The following is a 17,727-nucleotide window of genomic DNA, read 5'->3' as shown; positions in this document are numbered from 1 at the left end:
CACCCCATGAGGTTCCGCAGTACCCCGAACGCCATCACCGGCTCGATCGCGCCGCTGATGACCCCGTTCCTCGACACCGGAGAGGTCGACCACGAGAGCCTGACCAACCTCGTGAACTGGCAGCTCGCGTCCGGTTCGCACGGCGTCTCGATCGGCGGCTCCACCGGCGAACCCGGTGCGATGACGGTGGCCGAGCGCGCGGAGACGATCCGGACCGTCGCCAAGGCGGTGGACGACAAGGTTCCGTTCATGCCCGGCACCGGTTCGGCGAAGCTCGACGAGACGCTGGAGCTGACCTCCGAGGCGCGCGACGCGGGCATCGACGCGGCACTGATCATCACCCCGTACTACGCCCGGCCCACCCAGGAAGCGCTCTACCGCTGGTACGCCACGGTCGCGAAGGAATTCCCGGACCTGCCGATCGTCGCCTACAACGTGCCGAGCCGGACGTCGGTCGACCTCGCCCCGGAGACGGTCGCACGGCTGTTCCGCGATTTCGACAACTTCGTCGGGATCAAGGAGACCACAAAGGACTTCGAGCACTTCTCTCGCGTACTTCACTTGTGCGGCAAGGAATTGCTCGTCTGGTCGGGCATCGAACTGCTGTGCCTGCCGCTGCTCGCGCTCGGCGGAGCCGGGTTCGTGAGCGCCACCGCCAACATCGCCCCGGCCGCCAGCGCCGAGATGTACCGCGCGTGGACCGAAGGCGACTTCGACCGCGCCCGCGAGATCCACTACGGCCTGCACCCGCTGGTCGACCTGCTGTTCGTCGAGACCAACCCGGCACCCGGCAAATGGGTGCTGGAGCAGCGCGGGCTCATCAAGTCGGGCTTCGTGCGCCCGCCGCTGATCACCCCGACCGAACCGGGCATCGCCCGGATCACCGAACTGATGCGCCAGGGCGAGCAGTACCTCTCGCCCGTCGACGGCTTCACCGTGGAAGGAAAGTGACCATGACCGCGCACTACGTTCCGGAGAACCTGCCGGAGCACATCCGCCACTACATCGGCGGAGCGCCGGCCGACAGCGTCTCGGGCGACACCTTCGAGGTGCTCGACCCGGTCACGAACCAGCCGTACATGACGGCTTCGGCGGGCAAGGCCGAGGACGTCGACCTCGCCGTCGCCGCGGCGAAGGAAGCGTTCGACCACGGGCCGTGGCCGAAGATGCTGCCGCGTCAGCGCGCCCGGATCCTCAACAAGATCGCCGATCTGGTGGAGAGCCGCGACAAGCAGCTGGCGGAGCTGGAAACCTTCGACACCGGCCTGCCGATCAAGCAGGCGCTCGGCCAGGCGCAGCGCGCGGCGGAGAACTTCCGGTTCTTCGCCGACCTGATCGTCGCGCAGGCCGACGACACCTACAAGGTGCCCGGCAAGCAGGTCAACTACGTCAACCGCAAGCCGGTCGGCGTCGCCGGGCTGATCACGCCGTGGAACACGCCGTTCATGCTGGAGAGCTGGAAGCTCGCGCCGGCGCTGGCGTCCGGCTGCACCGTGGTGCTGAAGCCCGCCGAGTTCACGCCGCTGTCGGCGAGCCTGTGGGCGGACATCTTCCGCGAGGCAGGCGTTCCGGACGGGGTGTTCAACCTCGTCAACGGCCTCGGCGAGGAAGCGGGCGACGCGCTGGTCAAACACCCGGACGTCCGGCTGATCTCGTTCACCGGCGAAACCACCACGGGCGAAACGATCTTCCGCAACTGCGCGCCCGGGCTCAAGGGCATGTCGATGGAGCTGGGCGGCAAGTCCCCGGCCGTCGTGTTCGCCGACGCGGACTTCGAAGCGGCGCTGGACTCCACGCTGTTCGGCGTCTTCTCGCTCAACGGCGAACGCTGCACGGCGGGCAGCCGGATCCTCGTGGAGCGCCCGATTTACGAGGAGTTCTGCGCTCGCTACGCCGAACGCGCCCGCAACATCGTCGTCGGCGACCCGCACGACCCGGCCACCGAAGTCGGCGCGCTCGTGCACCCGGAGCACTTCGACAAGGTGATGAGCTACGTCGAAATCGGCAAGACGGAAGGGAAACTGCTCGCCGGGGGCGGCCGTCCGGAAGGCCTCGACACCGGGAATTACGTGGCCCCAACGGTGTTCGCCGACGTGAAACCGGACGCGCGGATCTTCCAGGAGGAGATTTTCGGCCCGGTCGTGGCGATCACGCCGTTCGACACCGACGAGGAAGCGCTCGAGCTGGCCAACAACGTCAAGTACGGCCTGGCCGCCTACGTCTGGACCGCCGACCTCACCCGCGCGCACAACTTCGCGCAAAGCATCGACGCCGGCATGGTCTGGCTCAACTCGCACAACGTGCGCGACCTGCGCACGCCGTTCGGCGGGGTCAAGGCGTCCGGCCTCGGCCACGAAGGCGGCTACCGCTCGATCGACTTCTACACCGAACAGCAGGCCGTGCACATCACGCTCGGCGACGTGCACACGGCGCGCTTCGGGGCCGGGAAGGACAAGGCATGACCACGACCCCACCGGACGTCATCCGCTGCGCCTACGCGGAACTCGTCGTCAGCGACCTCAAAGCGTCGCGAGAGTTCTATGTGGACGTTCTCGGTCTCGTCGTGACATACGAGGACGACCAGGCGATATATCTGCGCGCGTTTGAGGAATACCTGCACCACTCGCTGATCCTGCGCAAGGGTGCGGAGCCGGCGCTGGCTGTGCTCGCGTATCGCGTGCGTGGCGAGGGCGAACTCGACGTCGCCGAGGCGTACTACCGGGAACTCGGCGTCGAGGTGCGCCGCGTCCCGGCGGGCACGACGCGCGGCATCGGCGAAGCGGTGCGCGTGCTCGACCCGCTCGGCTTCCCGATCGAGTTCTTCTACGAAGCCGAGCACGTCGAGCGGTTCACCCAGCGCTACGACGTGCACGGCCCGGGCGCGCTGTCGCGGCTGGACCACTTCAACGTGAACACGCCGGACGTGCCGGCCGCGCGGAAGTACTACGAGGGCCTCGGGTTCCGGGTGTCGGAAGACATCGTGGACGACGAGGGCACCGTGTACGCGGCGTGGATGTTCCGCAAACCGACCGTGCACGACGTCGCGCTCACCGGCGGCGCGGGCCCCCGGCTGCACCACATCGCGTTCGCGACCCACGAGCGGCACCAGATCCTGCACATCTGCGACCACCTCGGCGCGGTGCGGAAATCGGACCAGATCGAGCGCGGCCCCGGCCGCCACGGCGTGTCGAACGCGTTCTATTTGTACGTGCGTGACCCGGACGGGCACCGGATCGAGATCTACACCCACGACTATTACACCGGCGATCCGGACAACCCGGTGATCAGCTGGGACGTGCACGACAACCAGCGCCGCGACTGGTGGGGCAATCCGGTAGTGCCGAGCTGGTACACCGAGGCCTCGCGGGTGCTCGACCTGGACGGGAACCTCCAGCCGGTCGAGGAACGCACCGACACGAAGGAAATGGACGTGACCATCGGGGCGGACGGGTTCTCCTACACCCGCGCCGAAGGCGCCGAGCAGGGTTTCAAACTGGGCGAACAGGTCTAAGGTGCGTCCCGTCCGGGGAGGGAGCCCCAGGTTCCTTCCCCGGACACGCAGCGGTACCGGCACTTCGACGGAGAGGTGACATGATGACGGCTATCTTGCAGACGCCGACCACCACGGTCGCGCAGGACTTCACGGAGTTCCGGTCCGCTGTCCTGAGGTCGTTCGTGCCGCTGCAGGTGAGCACCGAGCACCGGGACCGGTTCCACGGCAGGCTCCGCACGCACGAGGCGGGCGAAATCGCGCTCACCGAGATCACGGCGTCGCCGCACGCGGTGGAGCGCACGCCGGAACTGATCGCCCGCGCGGACCGGCCGTGCTACAAGCTGAGCGTCATGCTGGCCGGCACCGGAATCCTCACCCAGGACGGCCGCGAGGCGGTGCTGCGGCCCGGCGACGTCGCGCTGTACGACACGAACCGGCCGTATTCGCTCGTGTTCGAAGAGAATTTCCGGACCCTCGTGCTGATGTTCCCGCAACAGCAGGTTGACCTGCCACGGGATCTGGTTGGTCAGCTCACCGCCGTGCGGATGTCCGGGCGCGAGGGCGTCGGCAACGTGGTGGTGCCGTTCCTGGCGCAGCTGGGCGGGAATCTGGACGTGCTGACGAGCCCGGTGGGCGTACGGCTGGCGCACAACGCGGTCGACCTGCTGACCACGATGCTGGCCACCGAACTCGACCTGGACCGCACGGCCGCCGACCCGCACCACGACCTGATGCGGCGGATCCGCAGTTACATCGACGCGAATCTGTCGCGGTCCGATCTCGGTCCGGCGCAGATCGCCGCGGAGCACTACATCTCCACGCGGCATCTGCACGGGTTGTTCCAGGAGCAGGGGACGACGGTGGCGGGGTGGATCCGGCAGCGGCGGCTGGAGCATTGCCGCCGGGATCTGCGGGATCCGTTGCTGGCGGCGCGTCCGGTCGCGGCAATCGCTGCGCGGTGGGGGTTTGTGGACGCGGCGCATTTTTCGCGGGTGTTCCGGGCGGCGTTCGCGCAGTCGCCCAGCGAGCTGCGCGCCCGCGGCTGAAGCTCTTCAAAACAGGTACGGCGCTCCCGGACGACCGGGGGCGCCGCTTGTCGTTTCCGGCCCGAACCTCCTGGTATTGACCGCGAGCGTCCGGCAGTTGCCCGCCAGCGCACGAACGTTCGCTCACCGGCCGGGGCGCGGCGAGCATGATGGGCATGTCCGACCCTTCCCCTGACGAATGGCGCACCTACGACGAGTTCGCCGCCGGGATCGACACCTACCGGCTGCCCAACGCGGACCTCACCGGGCGGGAACTCACCGTCACGCTCGATGACGGCGCGAAGCTCGAACTGCGGTTCCTCGACGGCGAACGGCTTGCCCTCAACGGCGTTGAGGACCCGTACGACGCGGTCGCCGTGCGTCCCGACGTCTTCTTCGTGAACCTGCCGCTGACGAGCGTCGAGGGCGAATCCCTCACCGTCGTCTACTCGACCACCACGCACCGCGCGATGACCATCCGGTCGGTGATCGGCGACGAGGATGTCGAAGGCACGCCGCGGGTTTCGCAGACCTTCCACGCCGGCACCACCGACGGCGGCGAGCCGACCGGCGACGTGCCCGGGCCGTCGCGGGATCTCATCGGCAAGCGCAACGTCTACCGCTACAGCCCGAATCACCTGTACGAGCACGTTTACCTTTCCTCCGAGCGGTACTGCTGGCAGTGCGTCGAAGGCGTGCAGCGCGGGCACGGCGACGTGGACATGTCGACCGTCTGGAAGTTCGCCGACGGCCTGTACCTGTTCTGCTTCCGGGAGTTCCGGATCGCGGTGGCCAGCGTGTGGCTGCACGACCTCGGCTACGACCTGCGCACCACTGGCGTTTTCCTCGGCATCACCGGCGACGGCCGGTCCGAGCATTCCCGCGCGGGCGGGCACATCTACCCGCTCGGCTCGATCAGCTACCCCGACGTCCAGCCTGTCTAAGGAGTTCTCCTGTGTCCAATTTGGACGTGATCACCGCGCATTACGAGGCGAGCGACCGCGGCGACCTCGCCGGCATGCTCGCCCCGATCGGGCCGGACACCACCTGGACCGAGGCCGCCGGATTCCCCTACGCGGGCACCTACACCGGGCCGGACGAGGTGCGGCGCAACGTCTTCGAGGCGATCGCCCGCGACTGGGACGGCTATCAGTTCACGCTGTCCGCGCTGCTGGACGCCGGCGATTCGATCGTCGGGCTCGGGACGTACACCGGCACGAATCGCAAGTCCGGCAAGGCTTTCACCGCCCGGGTCGCGCACGTGTGGAAGTTCGACGGCGACAAGGTCGCGAGCTTCGAGCAGATCGTGGATTCCGCCCCGGTCGCCGCGGCGACCGACTGAGTCTCCCCCGAAACGGCGGTGCCGGCCCTTCCCCCGGCACCGCCCCCGTTCTCTCCCCTCCCCCTCTGGTCACTGTGGACCGGAAAGCCGAGCCATGATGAGAAAGTTCCTGCCCGCGCTCGCCTCGGCCGTGCTGGTCACGCTGGTCGCGGCGGGCTGCGCGGGCACCGCCGATCCGAACGGGCCGATCGTGGTCGGCTCGGTCAACGCGCTGAGCGGGCCCGCCACCTTCCCGGAATCCTCCCAGGCCGCCAAGGCCGTCTTCGACGCGGCGAACGCGGCGGGCGGCGTGCACGGGCGCAAGATCGAATACCATGCCATCGACGACAAGGGCGACCCTGCCGCCGCTGCGGCCGCCGCGCGCGAGATCGTGGGCGGCGATCAGGCGGTGGCGCTGGTCGGATCGTCGAGCCTCATCGAATGCCAGATCAACGCCAAGTACTACCAGCAGGAGAAGGTGCTTTCCATCTCCGGCATCGGCGTCGACCCGTCGTGCTTCACCAGCCCGAACATCGGGCCCGCGAACGTCGGTCCGTTCCACGACATGACGTTGACCCTGCTGTACGGCTCCGAAGTGCTGCATCTGCAGGACATGTGCGCGCTGCTGGAGATCGCCGGGAACACGTTGCCATACTACCGCGCGGCCATCGACGAATGGTCGAAAATCACCGGCAAGAACCTGAAGTACGTCGACGCGACCGTGCCGTACAACGGTTCCGACTACACGCCCTACATCGTCAAGGCTCGTGCCGCCGGGTGCAAAGCGGTGACAGTGAACCCCGTCGAGCCCGACTCGATCGGCCAGCTGAAAGCCGCGCAGGCGCAGGGTTGGAAGGATGTGACCTGGCTGCTGCTCACGAGTGTCTACAGTGAACAGTACGCGAAGGCGGTTTCGGAGGCTGGCGCCGGCGTTTACGTCCCCGCCGAGTTCTACCCGTTCACCGACCCGTCGAGCCCGCGCACCAAGGAGTGGCGGGACCTCATGACCCGCAACAACATTCCGCTGACCTCGTTCAGCCAGGGCGGCTACCTCGCGGCGAAATACTTCCTGCAGGTGCTGAACGGCATGCAGGGCGACATCACGCGGGAATCGGTGACGAAGGCGCTGCGCGAGATGAAACCGATCACCGACCCGATGGTCGGCACGCCGTACGTGTTCGGCCCCGGGCAGACGCACCACGACAACATCGCGGGCTGGCCGGTGAAGCTCGCGACGGGCACAAACCGGTGGGAGATCTCCGGTACCGACTGGCTGCGGATTCCGCGGCGCTAGCCCGATCCACTCTGGACAGAGGAGACTGCAATGGTGCAGGGAGCGCTGGCCGGGTTGGCCGCCGGCGGGCTTTACGCGGTGCTGGCGGTGTGCCTGACGCTGATGTCCCGGCTGGTCCGGGTCGTCAACTTCGCCCAGGCGGCCACCGGCATGTTCGGTAGTTACGTCGGGGTGGCCCTGTCCGTCCACGGCGGACTGCCGGAATGGCTGGCGGTGGTTCTCGGCGTGCTGCTGGGCGGGGTGCTGAGCGTGCTGATCGGCTGGGTCGTCTCGACCTGGCTTGCCGAGGCAGGCACCGGCACCCGTTCGGCGGTGACCGTCGCGGTGCTGCTGCTGTTGATTTCGCTGTCGTTCATCCTGTTCGGCAACAAACCGCAGCCGTTCCAGGCGTTGCTGGCCGGTCCGGCCTTCACCGTCGGCGGCGTGGTGATCAGCCAGGTGACCGTCGTGACGGTCGCGCTGGCGGTAGTGATCGCCTTCGCCGCGCGGCTGATTCTGACAAAGACGCCCGTTGGTATCTCACTGCGGGCTCTGTCGGAACGTCCGACGACAGCTGAGCTGTTAGGTATCCCCGCGAAACGTCTCAGTGCCGCCGTCTGGGGCGCCACCGGCTTGATCAGCACCATCATCATCGTGATCGTCGCCCCGTCCCAGTCGAACGACGCCACCTCGCTGGCCATGCTGGTCGTGCCCGCCGCGGCGGCGGCCCTGCTCGGCGGTTTCCGCCGGCTGGACCTCGCCGTCGTCGGCGGTCTGGTGCTCGGCATGCTGCAGGGCGCGCTCGCGCAGGTCGACCAGCTTTCGGTAGTGCGGAATTTCGTCCCGTTCCTGGCCATCGTCGGCCTGCTCGTGTGGTCTCAGCGCAAGGAGGTGTGGGATGCAGCTCGCTGACCGGGGCGCAGTGTCCCGCTTCGGAACCCCACTGGTCGTCGCGGTGGTCGCGGTGCTGGTCGGAATCGGCCTGACCGTCGGCCTCAACGGCTACTTCGCCTACCTCGGCATCAGCGTCGTAGTAGCCGCCATCGCCCTGCTCGGCCTAGGCGTCGTCACCGGCAGCGCTGGCATGATTTCCTTGTGCCAGCTGACTTTCGGCGCGATCGGCGCGTGGGTCGTCTCCGCGCTGAACGTCGCCAACGCCCCCGGCGGCTTCCTCTTCTGGCTGCTGCTAGGCGGTCTCGCGGCAGGCGTGGTCGGTGTCCTCATCGGACTCCCCGCACTGCGTCTGCGCGGGATCAACCTGGCGGTGGTGACACTCGGCCTGGCCGCGGCCGCCGACGTCACCCTGGTGGAAATCCAGTTCCCCGGCACCACCGACGGCGTCTCGGTGGACCGTCCGTCCTTTGTGGCCGATGACAACGCCTTCTTCCTGCTCTGTGTCATCGTTCTGATCGTCTGCGCGTTGGTCGTGCACTTCCTGCGGCGCGGTCCATGGGGCAGCAGTTGGGCCGCGGTTGCGTTCTCCGAACGCGGCACCGCTGCGGCAGGAGCCAGCGTCCGTGCTGCCAAGCTCTCGGCCTTCGCCGTCAGCGCCACGCTTGGCGGCATCAGCGGCGGCCTGCTTACCGCACAGGTCGGATTCGCTTTCCCGACCAGCTTCGCTCCGCTGCAGTCGCTGGCGTTGTACGTGCTGGCCATCATGTCCGGTGCGCACCTGATTGACATGGCAGTGTTCGGCGCTGTCCTCTGGGTTGCCGTACCAGAGCTGTTGAAGCGGTGGGGAGTCCCGCAAGACTGGGGATACGTCATCTTCGGCCTGCTGGGCATCCAGGCGCTGGCTGGGCGCGGCAACCTGGGCACCGCGATCCGCGAACTCTGGCGTCGCCGGTCGAGGGCCAGCGCCGGAGTTCAAATCACAGCCTTGGACGAAGAACCTCCGCGCCTGCCTCCTGGCGAACCGGTGCTGGTTGTCCGCGGTCTGAGCGTCACCTTCGGCCAGGTCAAGGCACTGTCCGGAGTGGACTTAGCCGTCCCGAAAGGCGGAGTGCTGGGCGTAATCGGCCCGAACGGCGCCGGAAAGTCCACTTTGGTCGACGCCATCAGCGGCTTCCTGCCCCAGGCCAAAGGAACCGTGGAACTGGCCGACCGCCCGCTCACCGGCAACCCGACGCAGCGAGCCCGTTCCGGCCTGCGCCGAACGTTCCAGCAAGACCGAGTCCCATCAGGACTGACTATCGAGGCGTACGTCCGCTTCGTCGCCCGCCGACGCCCGGACGCCGCCGAAGTCGCTGCCGCGCTGGAGTTCTTCGGTTGCCCGCCGGCGGCGACCCCGCTGGACCGGGTCGACGTGGGCGCGCGCCGATTGGTCGAAGTCGTCGGCCACCTCATGGCGAAGCCCCAGGTGCTGCTCCTGGACGAGCCGGCGGCGGGCCTTCCGCACGAGGAACACGTGGCCTTCGGCGAACGCCTGCGTCAGGTCCCGGCCAGGTTCGGCGTCTCGGTGCTGATCATCGAACACGACCTCGATCTGGTGCGGTCCGTCTGCGACACCCTGACCGTGCTCGACTTCGGCGAGGTGCTGGCCAGCGGCCCGCAGGCGGAAGTGCTGGCCGATCCCGCGGTTCTGAAGGCATACCTGGGCGAAACGGAGATGCTGTGAGCACGCTGCGCATCGAAAACCTGACCGTCACGCGCGGTGCGGGCCCGGTCATCGCCGACGTCGGCCTGACGCTGGAACCGGGCAAGATCACCGCGTTGGTCGGCCCCAACGGCGCGGGCAAGACCAGCCTGCTGGAAGCGTTGTCCGGCGTGATCCCGGCGGCGTCCGGGACTATCCACGTCGGACACACGGACGTCACCAAACACTCGCGGGTGTCCAGAGCGCGGCTCGGACTGGCGCACGTGGAACAAGGACGGGCGGTCTTCGCCAGCCTGACCGTCCTGGAAAACCTGCGCCTGACCGCCAAAACCCCGGCCGGGATCGACGAAGTCCTGGCCCTCTTCCCGGAATTGGAGAAACGCAAGAACTCGCCCGCCGCGCTGCTGTCCGGCGGCGAGCAGCAGATGGTGGTGCTGGGCCGGGCTTTCGCGGCGAAGCCCAAGTTCCTGCTCATCGACGAGATGTCGCTTGGCTTGGCTCCCGCCGTCTTCACCAGGCTTCTCCCGGCGGTGACCGAGTTCGCCAACGCGGGCGCGGCGATCCTCCTGGTGGAACAATTCACCCACCTGGCACTGAAAGTCGCGCAGGAAGCGCTGGTCGTCTCCTCCGGCAAGGTCACCTACGCCGGGGAATCGCAGCCCCTGCTGGACAATCCGGACACGCTGCACCAGGCGTACCTCGGCACCAACTGACCCGGGGCGTGGGCATTCCGCGGTGGGACGCCCACGCCCCGGCCGTTCAGCCTTCGCGGATGGTCATTGTGGCGATCCGGTCGCCGTCGACGTCGAAGACGAACTTCGACCGTCCGTTGGCGTGATTGCTGCGCCAATCCCCGACGACGGTGACGGTGCCGCCGGCGACCGTGACCTCCTCCGGGGTCAGGACGCCGCGCGAGCCGATGAACTCGACGTCGCTCCATCCCTTGATTTCGGCGCGTCCGGCGAACGACCGGCCCCAGTCGTCCACGACGCCGTTTTCGGTGAACGCGTCCAGGAACGCGGCGTCGTCGTGCCGGTTCACCGCGTCGACGAACGACGCCACCGGTTCCGGAATCTCCACTTCGGACATTGCGCTTCCCTTGCTGTCGGCGAAACTCAGCGGGTGGTGTAACCGCCGTTGGCGAAGATAGTCTGCCCGGTGATCCACCAGCCGGACGTCGCGAGGAACGACACGATCGGGGCGATGTCCTCGATCTTGGTCAGCTGCCCGCCCATCGCCTGCGACTTATGGAATTCCACCCGTTCCGGGGTTTCCTGGCCGTAGAAGAACGGCGTGTCCATCGGGCCGGGCCCGACCGCGGTGACCGAGATCCCGCGCGAGGCGAATTCCTTGGCCGCGGCGCGGGTGAAGTGCTCCACTGGGCTCTTGCCGCCCGCGTAGGTCGAGTACCCGTCGGTGAACGCCGCGAGCAGGCTGGTCACGATCGTGATGACCTTGCCGCCGTCGGCGACGTTCTTGCCCGCTTCCTTGATGAAGAAGTACGCCGCCTTCGAGTTGATGTCGAACATCGAGTCGTACTCGTCCTCGGTGGTTTCGGTGATCGGCTTGCGCAGCACCTTGCCCACCGTGTTGACCGCGACGTCGATCTTCCCGAGCGCGGCCTCCGCGTCCGCGAACAGCTTCTCCACGTTCGCCGGGACGGTCAGGTCGCCGCTCAGGAGGACGCCCTTGCCGCCGGCCGCCTCGACCGCGGCGAGAGTCTCCTCCGCCTGCGGACGGGTCGACTCGGAGTTGTAGTGGATCGCGACGTTCGCGCCGGCCTGCGCGGACTGCCTGCTGATGAGCCCGCCCAGGTTCTTCGCCCCGGCGGCGACCAGGACGTTCTTGCCTTCGAGCGTGTGGTCGGTCATGGTGACCCCTCCCTCTCTTTATCGCTGATATGCACCACTGTATCAGTGCAACAGCGGTTACCATAGCGATGTGACACAGATTGCGAACGCGGATACACGGACCCGGCTCCTGGACGCCGCCGCCGAGCAGGTCGCCGCGACGCCGGGCGAGGACATCTCGCTGCGCGCGATCTGCGCACAGGCCGGGGTGAAAATGCCGACGCTGTACCACTTCTTCGGCAGCAAACAGGGCCTGCTGGACGCGGTCGTCGAACGCGGTTTCGACCTGTACCTGGCGGAAAAAGGCGCCCACGAGCCGTCCGGCGACCCGATCCAGGACCTGCGCGACGGCTGGGACGCCCACGTCGCGTTCGGAATCGCGAACCCCGGCTTCTACACGCTCATGTACGGCCAGGTCCACCCCGGCCACGCGCCCGAAGCGCAAGAACGCCCGAGCGCGATGCTGCGCGCCCTGACCCAAGCCGCGGCCGACCAGGGACGCCTGACGGTCCCGCCGGATCAGGCGGCCGCGCACATCCTGGTGGCCAACATCGGGGTCACGTTGCGGCAGATCATCCTCGCCGAGGAGGACCGCCCGCTGTCGGTGGCCGTCCGGGAAGGCGCGATCGCCGCGATCACCGGCACCGCACCCACTACTGGCGGCAGGCACTCCGAAATCCACCGCGTCCTGGAACACGCGGCCGCGAACCCGGAAATCCTGGGCGCCGAGGAAACCCAGCTGCTGACCAAGTGGCTACGGACGCTGGCGGAATCGGGCTGACCTCACTCAGGTCGCGTGGCTCCGCTCCCGCAGAAGTCCGTGAGGGGAACCCTGAGGGACTCTGATTCCGTCAGGGTTCCCCTCACGGACCGTCGCAGCGCGCACCGGCCCTACGCGGCGGCTGGTCGATCCGGTCCGGAAACGGGTCCCCCTCAGGCGAGCCCGCGGCGAAGACCGGCGTCGTCCCCGCGATGCTGAGGTACCCGTTGATACTGCGCCGGATCGCGAACCCGTACCCGTCGGACGTTCTCGCATAACCGGCGGAAAGCGGTGGATCCGCCAAGAACTCCGTCGCCCAGCCCCGGTCGCGCCACGAACGCATCGTCAGGTCGAGGTACTGATCGGACGTCGCGGCGGTGGCTCCGAACACCCAGTAGGCGATGTCGAAGAATCGCCGCGTTTCGTCGCGGCCGTAATCGTCGGACAGGGTCACCCCGCGATGGAACGCCGCATTGGGCAGGTCCGGATGCCGAAGCACCAGTGCCGAGCCGGACGGCAGCGCCCGGAGGGTTTCGGTGAAGTGGCCGAGCAACCGGGCCCGGACTGCGGCTTGAGTCGGCGTTGTCACGTCGCCGGGCCAGGGCGGCTGGCAGCTTCGCGGAGGACTTCGGCGGCGGCGTTTCGCACGTCGTCGAGGATTCCAGTGGCCCACTGTTGCGTGTCGGCATCTTTGAAATGGCTGTCCACCACGCCGGTGAGAACAGTGGCGGCCCGGGCCATCGCGCCGGCGAGCGTGCCGACGGCATCGGCCACCTTCTCGACCCAGTCATCTCCGTAGGCGTCGGAGACGACCGCCACCGGCACCTGGTCGACGTTGTAGAAGGTCCGGCTGGCCTCGCGCGCCGCCGCCAGAATCGCGAACACCCGGTCGGCGAGCGCCTCGCGTGCGCGCGCGACCGGGTGTCGCGGATAGGTCATGGCATCCCGGCCGAGCAGGACCTCGACCTCGCGGGCGATCGCGACGGCCTTGTCCACGAACCGCTGGTTGGCCGTCGCGGTCTTCTCCGCCCAGTCCCCCTCGAACGTCATCCGGCCATTATCGGGCTACATCCCGGCCCGCTCAAAGGCCAATGTGGGCAAGTCGACCGCGTGCGCGCCGCCGTCCGCCACCAGCACGGCACCGGTGATGTACGACGACTCCGAAGACCCGAGGAACCGAACAATGGAAGCAATTTCCTCCGGCTCCGCAGGACGACGCAACGGCACTTCGGCGGTCACCCGCCGGTATCCCTCGTCATGCCCGCCGTCGAACCCGGCCGCCTCAGCGAACTGCTCCATCTCGCCATCCGCCATCGGCGTCCGAACCCAGCCCGGGCACACCGCGTTTGCCCGAACGCCCTTGGGGCCGTAATCCCGCGCAATGGACCGGGTCAACCCGATCAACGCATGCTTGGCCACGGTGTATCCCGCGACATTGGGCCCAGCGAACAACCCGGCCAGCGAAGAAACAATCACGACCTGACCGCCGCTCTCCACCAGCGAAGGCAAAGCGGCCCGGCAAAACACAAACGCACTGGACAAATTGGACCGGAGCGCGATCTCCCACTCCTCGTCCCCGGTATCCACCACCGAGGACAGCCCATGCCCGCCGGCATTGGCGACGATCACGTCCAGCCGCCCGAACTTCTCGAGAATCTCCGCGATCGCCGCCTCCGCGTCCTCCCGAACGCTGGCGTCGCACGCGATCACGTGCGCACCAGTCTCCGCAGCGACCTTCTCCAGCGGCTCCCGCCGCCTGCCGAGAACCACGACCTGCGCGCCTTCGCCGGCGTACCGCCGAGCAACCGCAGCCCCAATGCCCGTCCCTCCGCCGGTAATCGCCACGACCCGCGTGTCTGCCATCGTCATTTCTCCCTTTCAAGCAGGAAACCCAGACCGAGCCGATACGCCGAAGTCGGCGAGCAGGGCCTGTCCGTTCACCGTCCGCGCCCGCGCGGAAGCCAGATACAAAACCTGCTGGGCGACCTCCTCGGCCGCCTGCACCGGGAACCCCGGTTCGTCCAGCAGATCCCCCAAATCCCCCCGCGCCATCGGCGTATCGACCACCGACGGGCACACGCAATTGACCCGGACGCCGTCGAACTCGACCGACAACGCCCGCGTCAACGACACCACCGCGCCCTTCGACGCGCAGTAGGGCACCATCCCCGGCGCGCACACGAAGGCCGAATCGCTGGCCAGGAAAACGATCGAACTCCCGTCCCTCAGCCACGGCCGAGCGTGCTTGGCCACGAGGAACTGTCCCAGCACGTTCACCGACATGACCGCGGCGAAGTCCGCGGCGCTGGTCTCCGCGAGCGGCCGTCCGACCGGTCCTGATATCCCAGCGCAGCCGACTGCCACGTCAATCCCGCCGAACGACTCCGCCACGAGCTGCACCGCCGCGGCGACCTGCCCCTCGTCGGTGACGTCCGCCCGAGCCGCGACGACCTCCCCGGGCAGCGACGGCGGCCGGACCCGGTCGAGGACCCCGACCCGCGCGCCCTCCTCCAGAAACGCCCGCGCGCAGGCCAGCCCGATCCCGGACGCGGCGCCGGTGATCAGCACGGCCTTGCCGGAAAGGTCGAGTCGCATTCCGCAATCCTGCAGCAACGGCCCTTCCGGGGATTGGCAACGAGTGCATCCTTGTTGTCAGCGACCGCACGACCCCCCAGCCCGGCTACCGCTGCCCCCGGGCAACCGCGAACACTGCGGCGAGGAGCGCGAAGGGACACCATGAGCAACGCACACCCCCACCCCCTTGACCCGCTGACCGCCGACGAGCTCGCGGCAGGCCGGGCAGTGCTGGAGGCACAGGGGCTCGTCACCGAGACGACCCGGTTTCCGCAGGTCCTCCCGGTGGAGCCGGACAAGGCCGCCGTACTGGGCGGTGCCCCCGTCGACCGCCGGATCCAGTTCACCCTGCTCGACACCGCGACCGGCGAATCGGCCGACGCGGTGGTCTCGGTGACGGGCGAAAAGCTGGTCAGCCACGAGAAGTGCGGCGAGGGCCAGCCCCCGTACCTCTTCGAGGAGTACGACCTGGCCGAGGCCATCACCAAGGCCTCCCCGGAGTGGCAGGCGGCGATGCGCCGCCGCGGTCTCGGCGACCGCATCGAGCACGCGTTCTGCGCCCCGCTCGCCCCCGGCTACTTCGGCCGCGAGGACGAGACCGGCCGGGTCATCCGTTCGCTCACTTTCCTGCGCGAGGACGACACGGACAATCCCTGGTCACGCCCGGTCGAGGGGCTGGTCGCGCACCTCAACCTCACGGAACAGCGCGTGCTCCGGGTCGAGGACGAGGGCGACATCCCGGTCCCGGAGGACTCCGGCCGCTACGGCCACCAGCCTGCGCGGACCACGCTCAAGCCCATCGAGATCACGCAGCCGGAAGGCCCGAGCTTCCAGGTCGACGGCTCGCTGGTGACGTGGGAGGGCTGGCAGCTGCGCGTCGGGTTCAACGCGCGCGAGGGCCTGACTCTTCATCAGCTGACCTTCCAGGACCGCTCGGTGATATATCGCGCGTCGGTGCCTGAGATGGTTGTTCCCTACGGTGACACCTCAATCGGCCGGTTCTGGATCAGCTACTTCGACGCGGGCGAATACCTGCTCGGCAAGAACGGCAACAGCCTGCGTCTCGGCTGCGACTGCCTCGGCGTCATCCACTACTTCGACGCCTTCCTCGCCGACGACCACGGCCAGCCGGTCCGCGTGCCGAACGCGATCTGCATGCACGAGGAGGACTACGGAATCCTCTGGAAGCACACGGATCTCGACGGCAAGGCCGAGGTCCGCCGTTCGCGTCGCCTGGTCATCTCGTCGATCTCCACCATCGGCAACTACGACTACGGCTTCTTCTGGTACCTCTACCTCGACGGCACCATCGAATGCGAGGCCAAGGCGACCGGCATCGTCTTTTCCGGTGCCGCCGAGCCCGGATCAGCGCATCCGCACGCGTCCGAGATCGCGCCCGGCCTGTTCGCGCCGGTGCACCAGCACCTGTTCTGCGCCCGGCTCGACGTCGCTGTCGACGGCCAGCGCAACTCGGTGTACGAAGTGGACGCTGTCGGCATCCCGATCGGCGACGAAAACCCGTACGGCAACGCCTTCACCTGGAAGGCCACGGAACTGCGCACCGAAGCGGAAGCGAAGCGAAACGCGAACCCGGCGACCGCGAGGGTGTGGGAAGTCCGCAGCACCGAACACACCAACCGGCTCGGCGCACCGACCGCGTACCAGCTCGTGCCGCGTCCCTCGGCAACCCTGATGGCACAACCGGAATCGACGGTGTACCAGCGCGCGACGTTCGCCACGAACCACCTGTGGGTCACGCCGTACTCGCCCGGCGAACGCTTCCCGGCGGGCGACCGTCCCAACGCGCACCCGGGCGGGGCCGGCCTGCCCGCGTGGACGGCAGCCGACCGCTCCGTCAGCGACACCGATGTCGTGCTGTGGCACGTCTTCGGCCCGACGCACATCCCGCGTCCGGAGGACTGGCCGGTCATGCCGGTCGACTACTCCGGATTCATGCTGCGCCCCTACGGGTTCTGCGACCGGAACCCGGCACTCGACCTGCCCTCGGCCGCCCACGGCCACTGCGAACACTGAGGAAGGCTCCATGCCCGCGACCAACCTGTCCGACACCTCCACGTGGCTCCCGCTCGACGGCCTCGCTCCCGGCTTCGACGCCAACAAAGCGGCCACTGTGGACGATCTCGACAACCAGTCGTTCACTTTGGACTGTGCCGACGGCGGCACGTTCTCGATCAGTTTCTCCAGCGGTCGCGCGTCGTGGGACGAGGACGGCAGCACCGGCGAGACCGCGTCCGAGACGTTCCTGGTCGACGCCGGACTGTTCTACGTACAGTTCCATCCCGGCGCGGAAACGTCGTTCAGCCTCCTGCTGGACGTGCGCCAGGGTCGCGCACTGGTCATCACCAGCACGATCGGCGACGGACTTCCCCGTGTGACGCAACGGTTCCGTCCGGCCACCATCCAGGGCCGCGAGGCGCACGGCGAGGAGATCGCGCCCAGCACGGCGTTGATCGGCCGGCGCGTGCAGTGGGTTTACAGCGAAGAGCACGCGTACGAGCACGTCTACCTCACCCCGCACTGGTACAGCTGGCAGTGCCTCTCCGGTCCGGAGCGCGGCCTCGCCGACACCGACGAGAACTCCGTCTACCAGATCCGGCCCGGGATCTACGTGTTCACCTGGCGCGAGAAGGTCATCCCGTGCGCGTCGGTGACCGTGGCCGACCACCGGAACGTGCGAGAGCTGCGGTCGCACGGTTCGCTGTTCGGACTGGGCGAGGACGGCAAGACGCCGACGCACTTCACCTTCGGCGCGTACGGCCGCCTGCTCAGCAACACCGTCTATTCGCCGGACTACGACCCCGCTGGACAGTGACC

At 68.0% G+C, this 17,727-nt stretch carries 19 protein-coding genes; 13 read left to right on the top strand and 6 right to left on the bottom strand.

Features of this window, described 5'->3' with window-relative positions:
* Positions 1-6 precede the first annotated feature (6 nt).
* From dapA to ACZ7OI_RS39680, 10 genes are all read left to right on the top strand, one after another.
* The gene (gene dapA, locus ACZ7OI_RS39725; protein ID WP_470269281.1) at positions 7-951 is read left to right on the top strand and encodes a 4-hydroxy-tetrahydrodipicolinate synthase; all 945 of its coding nucleotides are present in this window, start codon (positions 7-9) and stop codon (positions 949-951) included.
* Positions 952-953: 2 nt separating this feature from the next.
* Positions 954-2,462, top strand: coding sequence for a 5-carboxymethyl-2-hydroxymuconate semialdehyde dehydrogenase (hpaE, locus tag ACZ7OI_RS39720; RefSeq protein WP_470269280.1), 1,509 nt, complete (start codon positions 954-956; stop codon positions 2,460-2,462).
* Positions 2,459-3,511, top strand: coding sequence for a 3,4-dihydroxyphenylacetate 2,3-dioxygenase (gene hpaD / locus ACZ7OI_RS39715; RefSeq protein ID WP_470269279.1), 1,053 nt, complete (start codon positions 2,459-2,461; stop codon positions 3,509-3,511). The genes hpaE and hpaD overlap by 4 nt, the downstream gene beginning before the upstream one ends.
* An 80-nt stretch (positions 3,512-3,591) precedes the next feature.
* Entirely contained in the window at positions 3,592-4,539 is a 948-nt protein-coding gene (locus ACZ7OI_RS39710; protein ID WP_470269278.1) for an AraC-like ligand-binding domain-containing protein, read from the top strand.
* Between the two features lie 155 nt (positions 4,540-4,694).
* On the top strand, positions 4,695-5,462 hold the full coding sequence (locus ACZ7OI_RS39705) for a MoaF C-terminal domain-containing protein (RefSeq protein WP_470269277.1): 768 nt from the start codon (positions 4,695-4,697) through the stop codon (positions 5,460-5,462).
* Positions 5,463-5,473: 11 nt separating this feature from the next.
* A complete protein-coding gene (locus tag ACZ7OI_RS39700; protein WP_470269276.1) occupies positions 5,474-5,860 on the top strand; it encodes a nuclear transport factor 2 family protein in 387 nt (128 codons plus the stop codon).
* Positions 5,861-5,954: 94 nt separating this feature from the next.
* On the top strand, positions 5,955-7,133 hold the full coding sequence (locus ACZ7OI_RS39695) for an ABC transporter substrate-binding protein (protein WP_470269275.1): 1,179 nt from the start codon (positions 5,955-5,957) through the stop codon (positions 7,131-7,133).
* A gap of 30 nt (positions 7,134-7,163) precedes the next feature.
* Positions 7,164-8,024, top strand: a complete 861-nt coding sequence (locus ACZ7OI_RS39690) for a branched-chain amino acid ABC transporter permease (protein WP_182891329.1) — start codon at positions 7,164-7,166, stop codon at positions 8,022-8,024.
* Positions 8,011-9,729 carry a branched-chain amino acid ABC transporter ATP-binding protein/permease gene (locus ACZ7OI_RS39685; protein ID WP_470269274.1) on the top strand — a complete coding sequence of 573 codons (1,719 nt, stop codon included), beginning with the start codon at positions 8,011-8,013 and terminating at the stop codon, positions 9,727-9,729. The genes ACZ7OI_RS39690 and ACZ7OI_RS39685 overlap by 14 nt, the downstream gene beginning before the upstream one ends.
* Positions 9,726-10,421, top strand: coding sequence for an ABC transporter ATP-binding protein (locus ACZ7OI_RS39680; RefSeq protein ID WP_470269273.1), 696 nt, complete (start codon positions 9,726-9,728; stop codon positions 10,419-10,421). Before ACZ7OI_RS39685 ends, ACZ7OI_RS39680 begins: the two co-directional genes overlap by 4 nt.
* 46 nt (positions 10,422-10,467) lie before the next feature.
* Here ACZ7OI_RS39680 and ACZ7OI_RS39675 read toward each other — a convergent pair whose 3' ends face one another.
* Positions 10,468-10,797, bottom strand: coding sequence for a nuclear transport factor 2 family protein (locus tag ACZ7OI_RS39675; protein WP_470269272.1), 330 nt, complete (start codon positions 10,795-10,797; stop codon positions 10,468-10,470).
* Between the two features lie 26 nt (positions 10,798-10,823).
* The gene (locus ACZ7OI_RS39670; protein WP_470269271.1) at positions 10,824-11,579 is read right to left on the bottom strand and encodes an SDR family oxidoreductase; all 756 of its coding nucleotides are present in this window, start codon (positions 11,577-11,579) and stop codon (positions 10,824-10,826) included.
* Between the two features lie 70 nt (positions 11,580-11,649).
* Between ACZ7OI_RS39670 and ACZ7OI_RS39665 the strand changes: the two genes are divergently transcribed.
* Positions 11,650-12,339 carry a TetR/AcrR family transcriptional regulator gene (locus ACZ7OI_RS39665; RefSeq protein ID WP_470269270.1) on the top strand — a complete coding sequence of 230 codons (690 nt, stop codon included), beginning with the start codon at positions 11,650-11,652 and terminating at the stop codon, positions 12,337-12,339.
* An 82-nt stretch (positions 12,340-12,421) separates the two neighbouring features.
* Here the strand turns inward: ACZ7OI_RS39665 and ACZ7OI_RS39660 are convergent, their stop codons facing one another.
* The 4 genes from ACZ7OI_RS39660 to ACZ7OI_RS39645 are packed head-to-tail and all read right to left on the bottom strand — an operon-like array spanning position 12,422 to position 14,913.
* Complete coding sequence (locus tag ACZ7OI_RS39660; RefSeq protein WP_470269269.1) at positions 12,422-12,907, bottom strand: hypothetical protein; 486 nt, start codon at positions 12,905-12,907, stop codon at positions 12,422-12,424.
* Positions 12,904-13,368, bottom strand: coding sequence for a hypothetical protein (locus ACZ7OI_RS39655; protein WP_470269268.1), 465 nt, complete (start codon positions 13,366-13,368; stop codon positions 12,904-12,906). Before ACZ7OI_RS39655 ends, ACZ7OI_RS39660 begins: the two co-directional genes overlap by 4 nt.
* Before the next feature lie 15 nt (positions 13,369-13,383).
* Positions 13,384-14,181: an SDR family NAD(P)-dependent oxidoreductase gene (locus tag ACZ7OI_RS39650; protein WP_470269267.1), complete on the bottom strand. Its 798-nt coding sequence runs from the start codon at positions 14,179-14,181 to the stop codon at positions 13,384-13,386.
* Positions 14,182-14,196: 15 nt separating this feature from the next.
* Positions 14,197-14,913, bottom strand: a complete 717-nt coding sequence (locus ACZ7OI_RS39645) for an SDR family NAD(P)-dependent oxidoreductase (RefSeq protein WP_470269266.1) — start codon at positions 14,911-14,913, stop codon at positions 14,197-14,199.
* Positions 14,914-15,054: 141 nt separating this feature from the next.
* Here ACZ7OI_RS39645 and ACZ7OI_RS39640 point away from each other — a divergent pair, with 141 nt between their 5' ends.
* Positions 15,055-16,926: a primary-amine oxidase gene (locus tag ACZ7OI_RS39640; protein ID WP_470269265.1), complete on the top strand. Its 1,872-nt coding sequence runs from the start codon at positions 15,055-15,057 to the stop codon at positions 16,924-16,926.
* A 10-nt stretch (positions 16,927-16,936) separates the two neighbouring features.
* Positions 16,937-17,725, top strand: a complete 789-nt coding sequence (locus ACZ7OI_RS39635) for a molybdenum cofactor biosynthesis F family protein (RefSeq protein WP_470230197.1) — start codon at positions 16,937-16,939, stop codon at positions 17,723-17,725.
* Positions 17,726-17,727 lie beyond the last annotated feature (2 nt).

The organism is Amycolatopsis sp. NPDC114503 (assembly GCF_055633655.1).
This window is presented reverse-complemented; position numbering and strand designations above follow the sequence as displayed.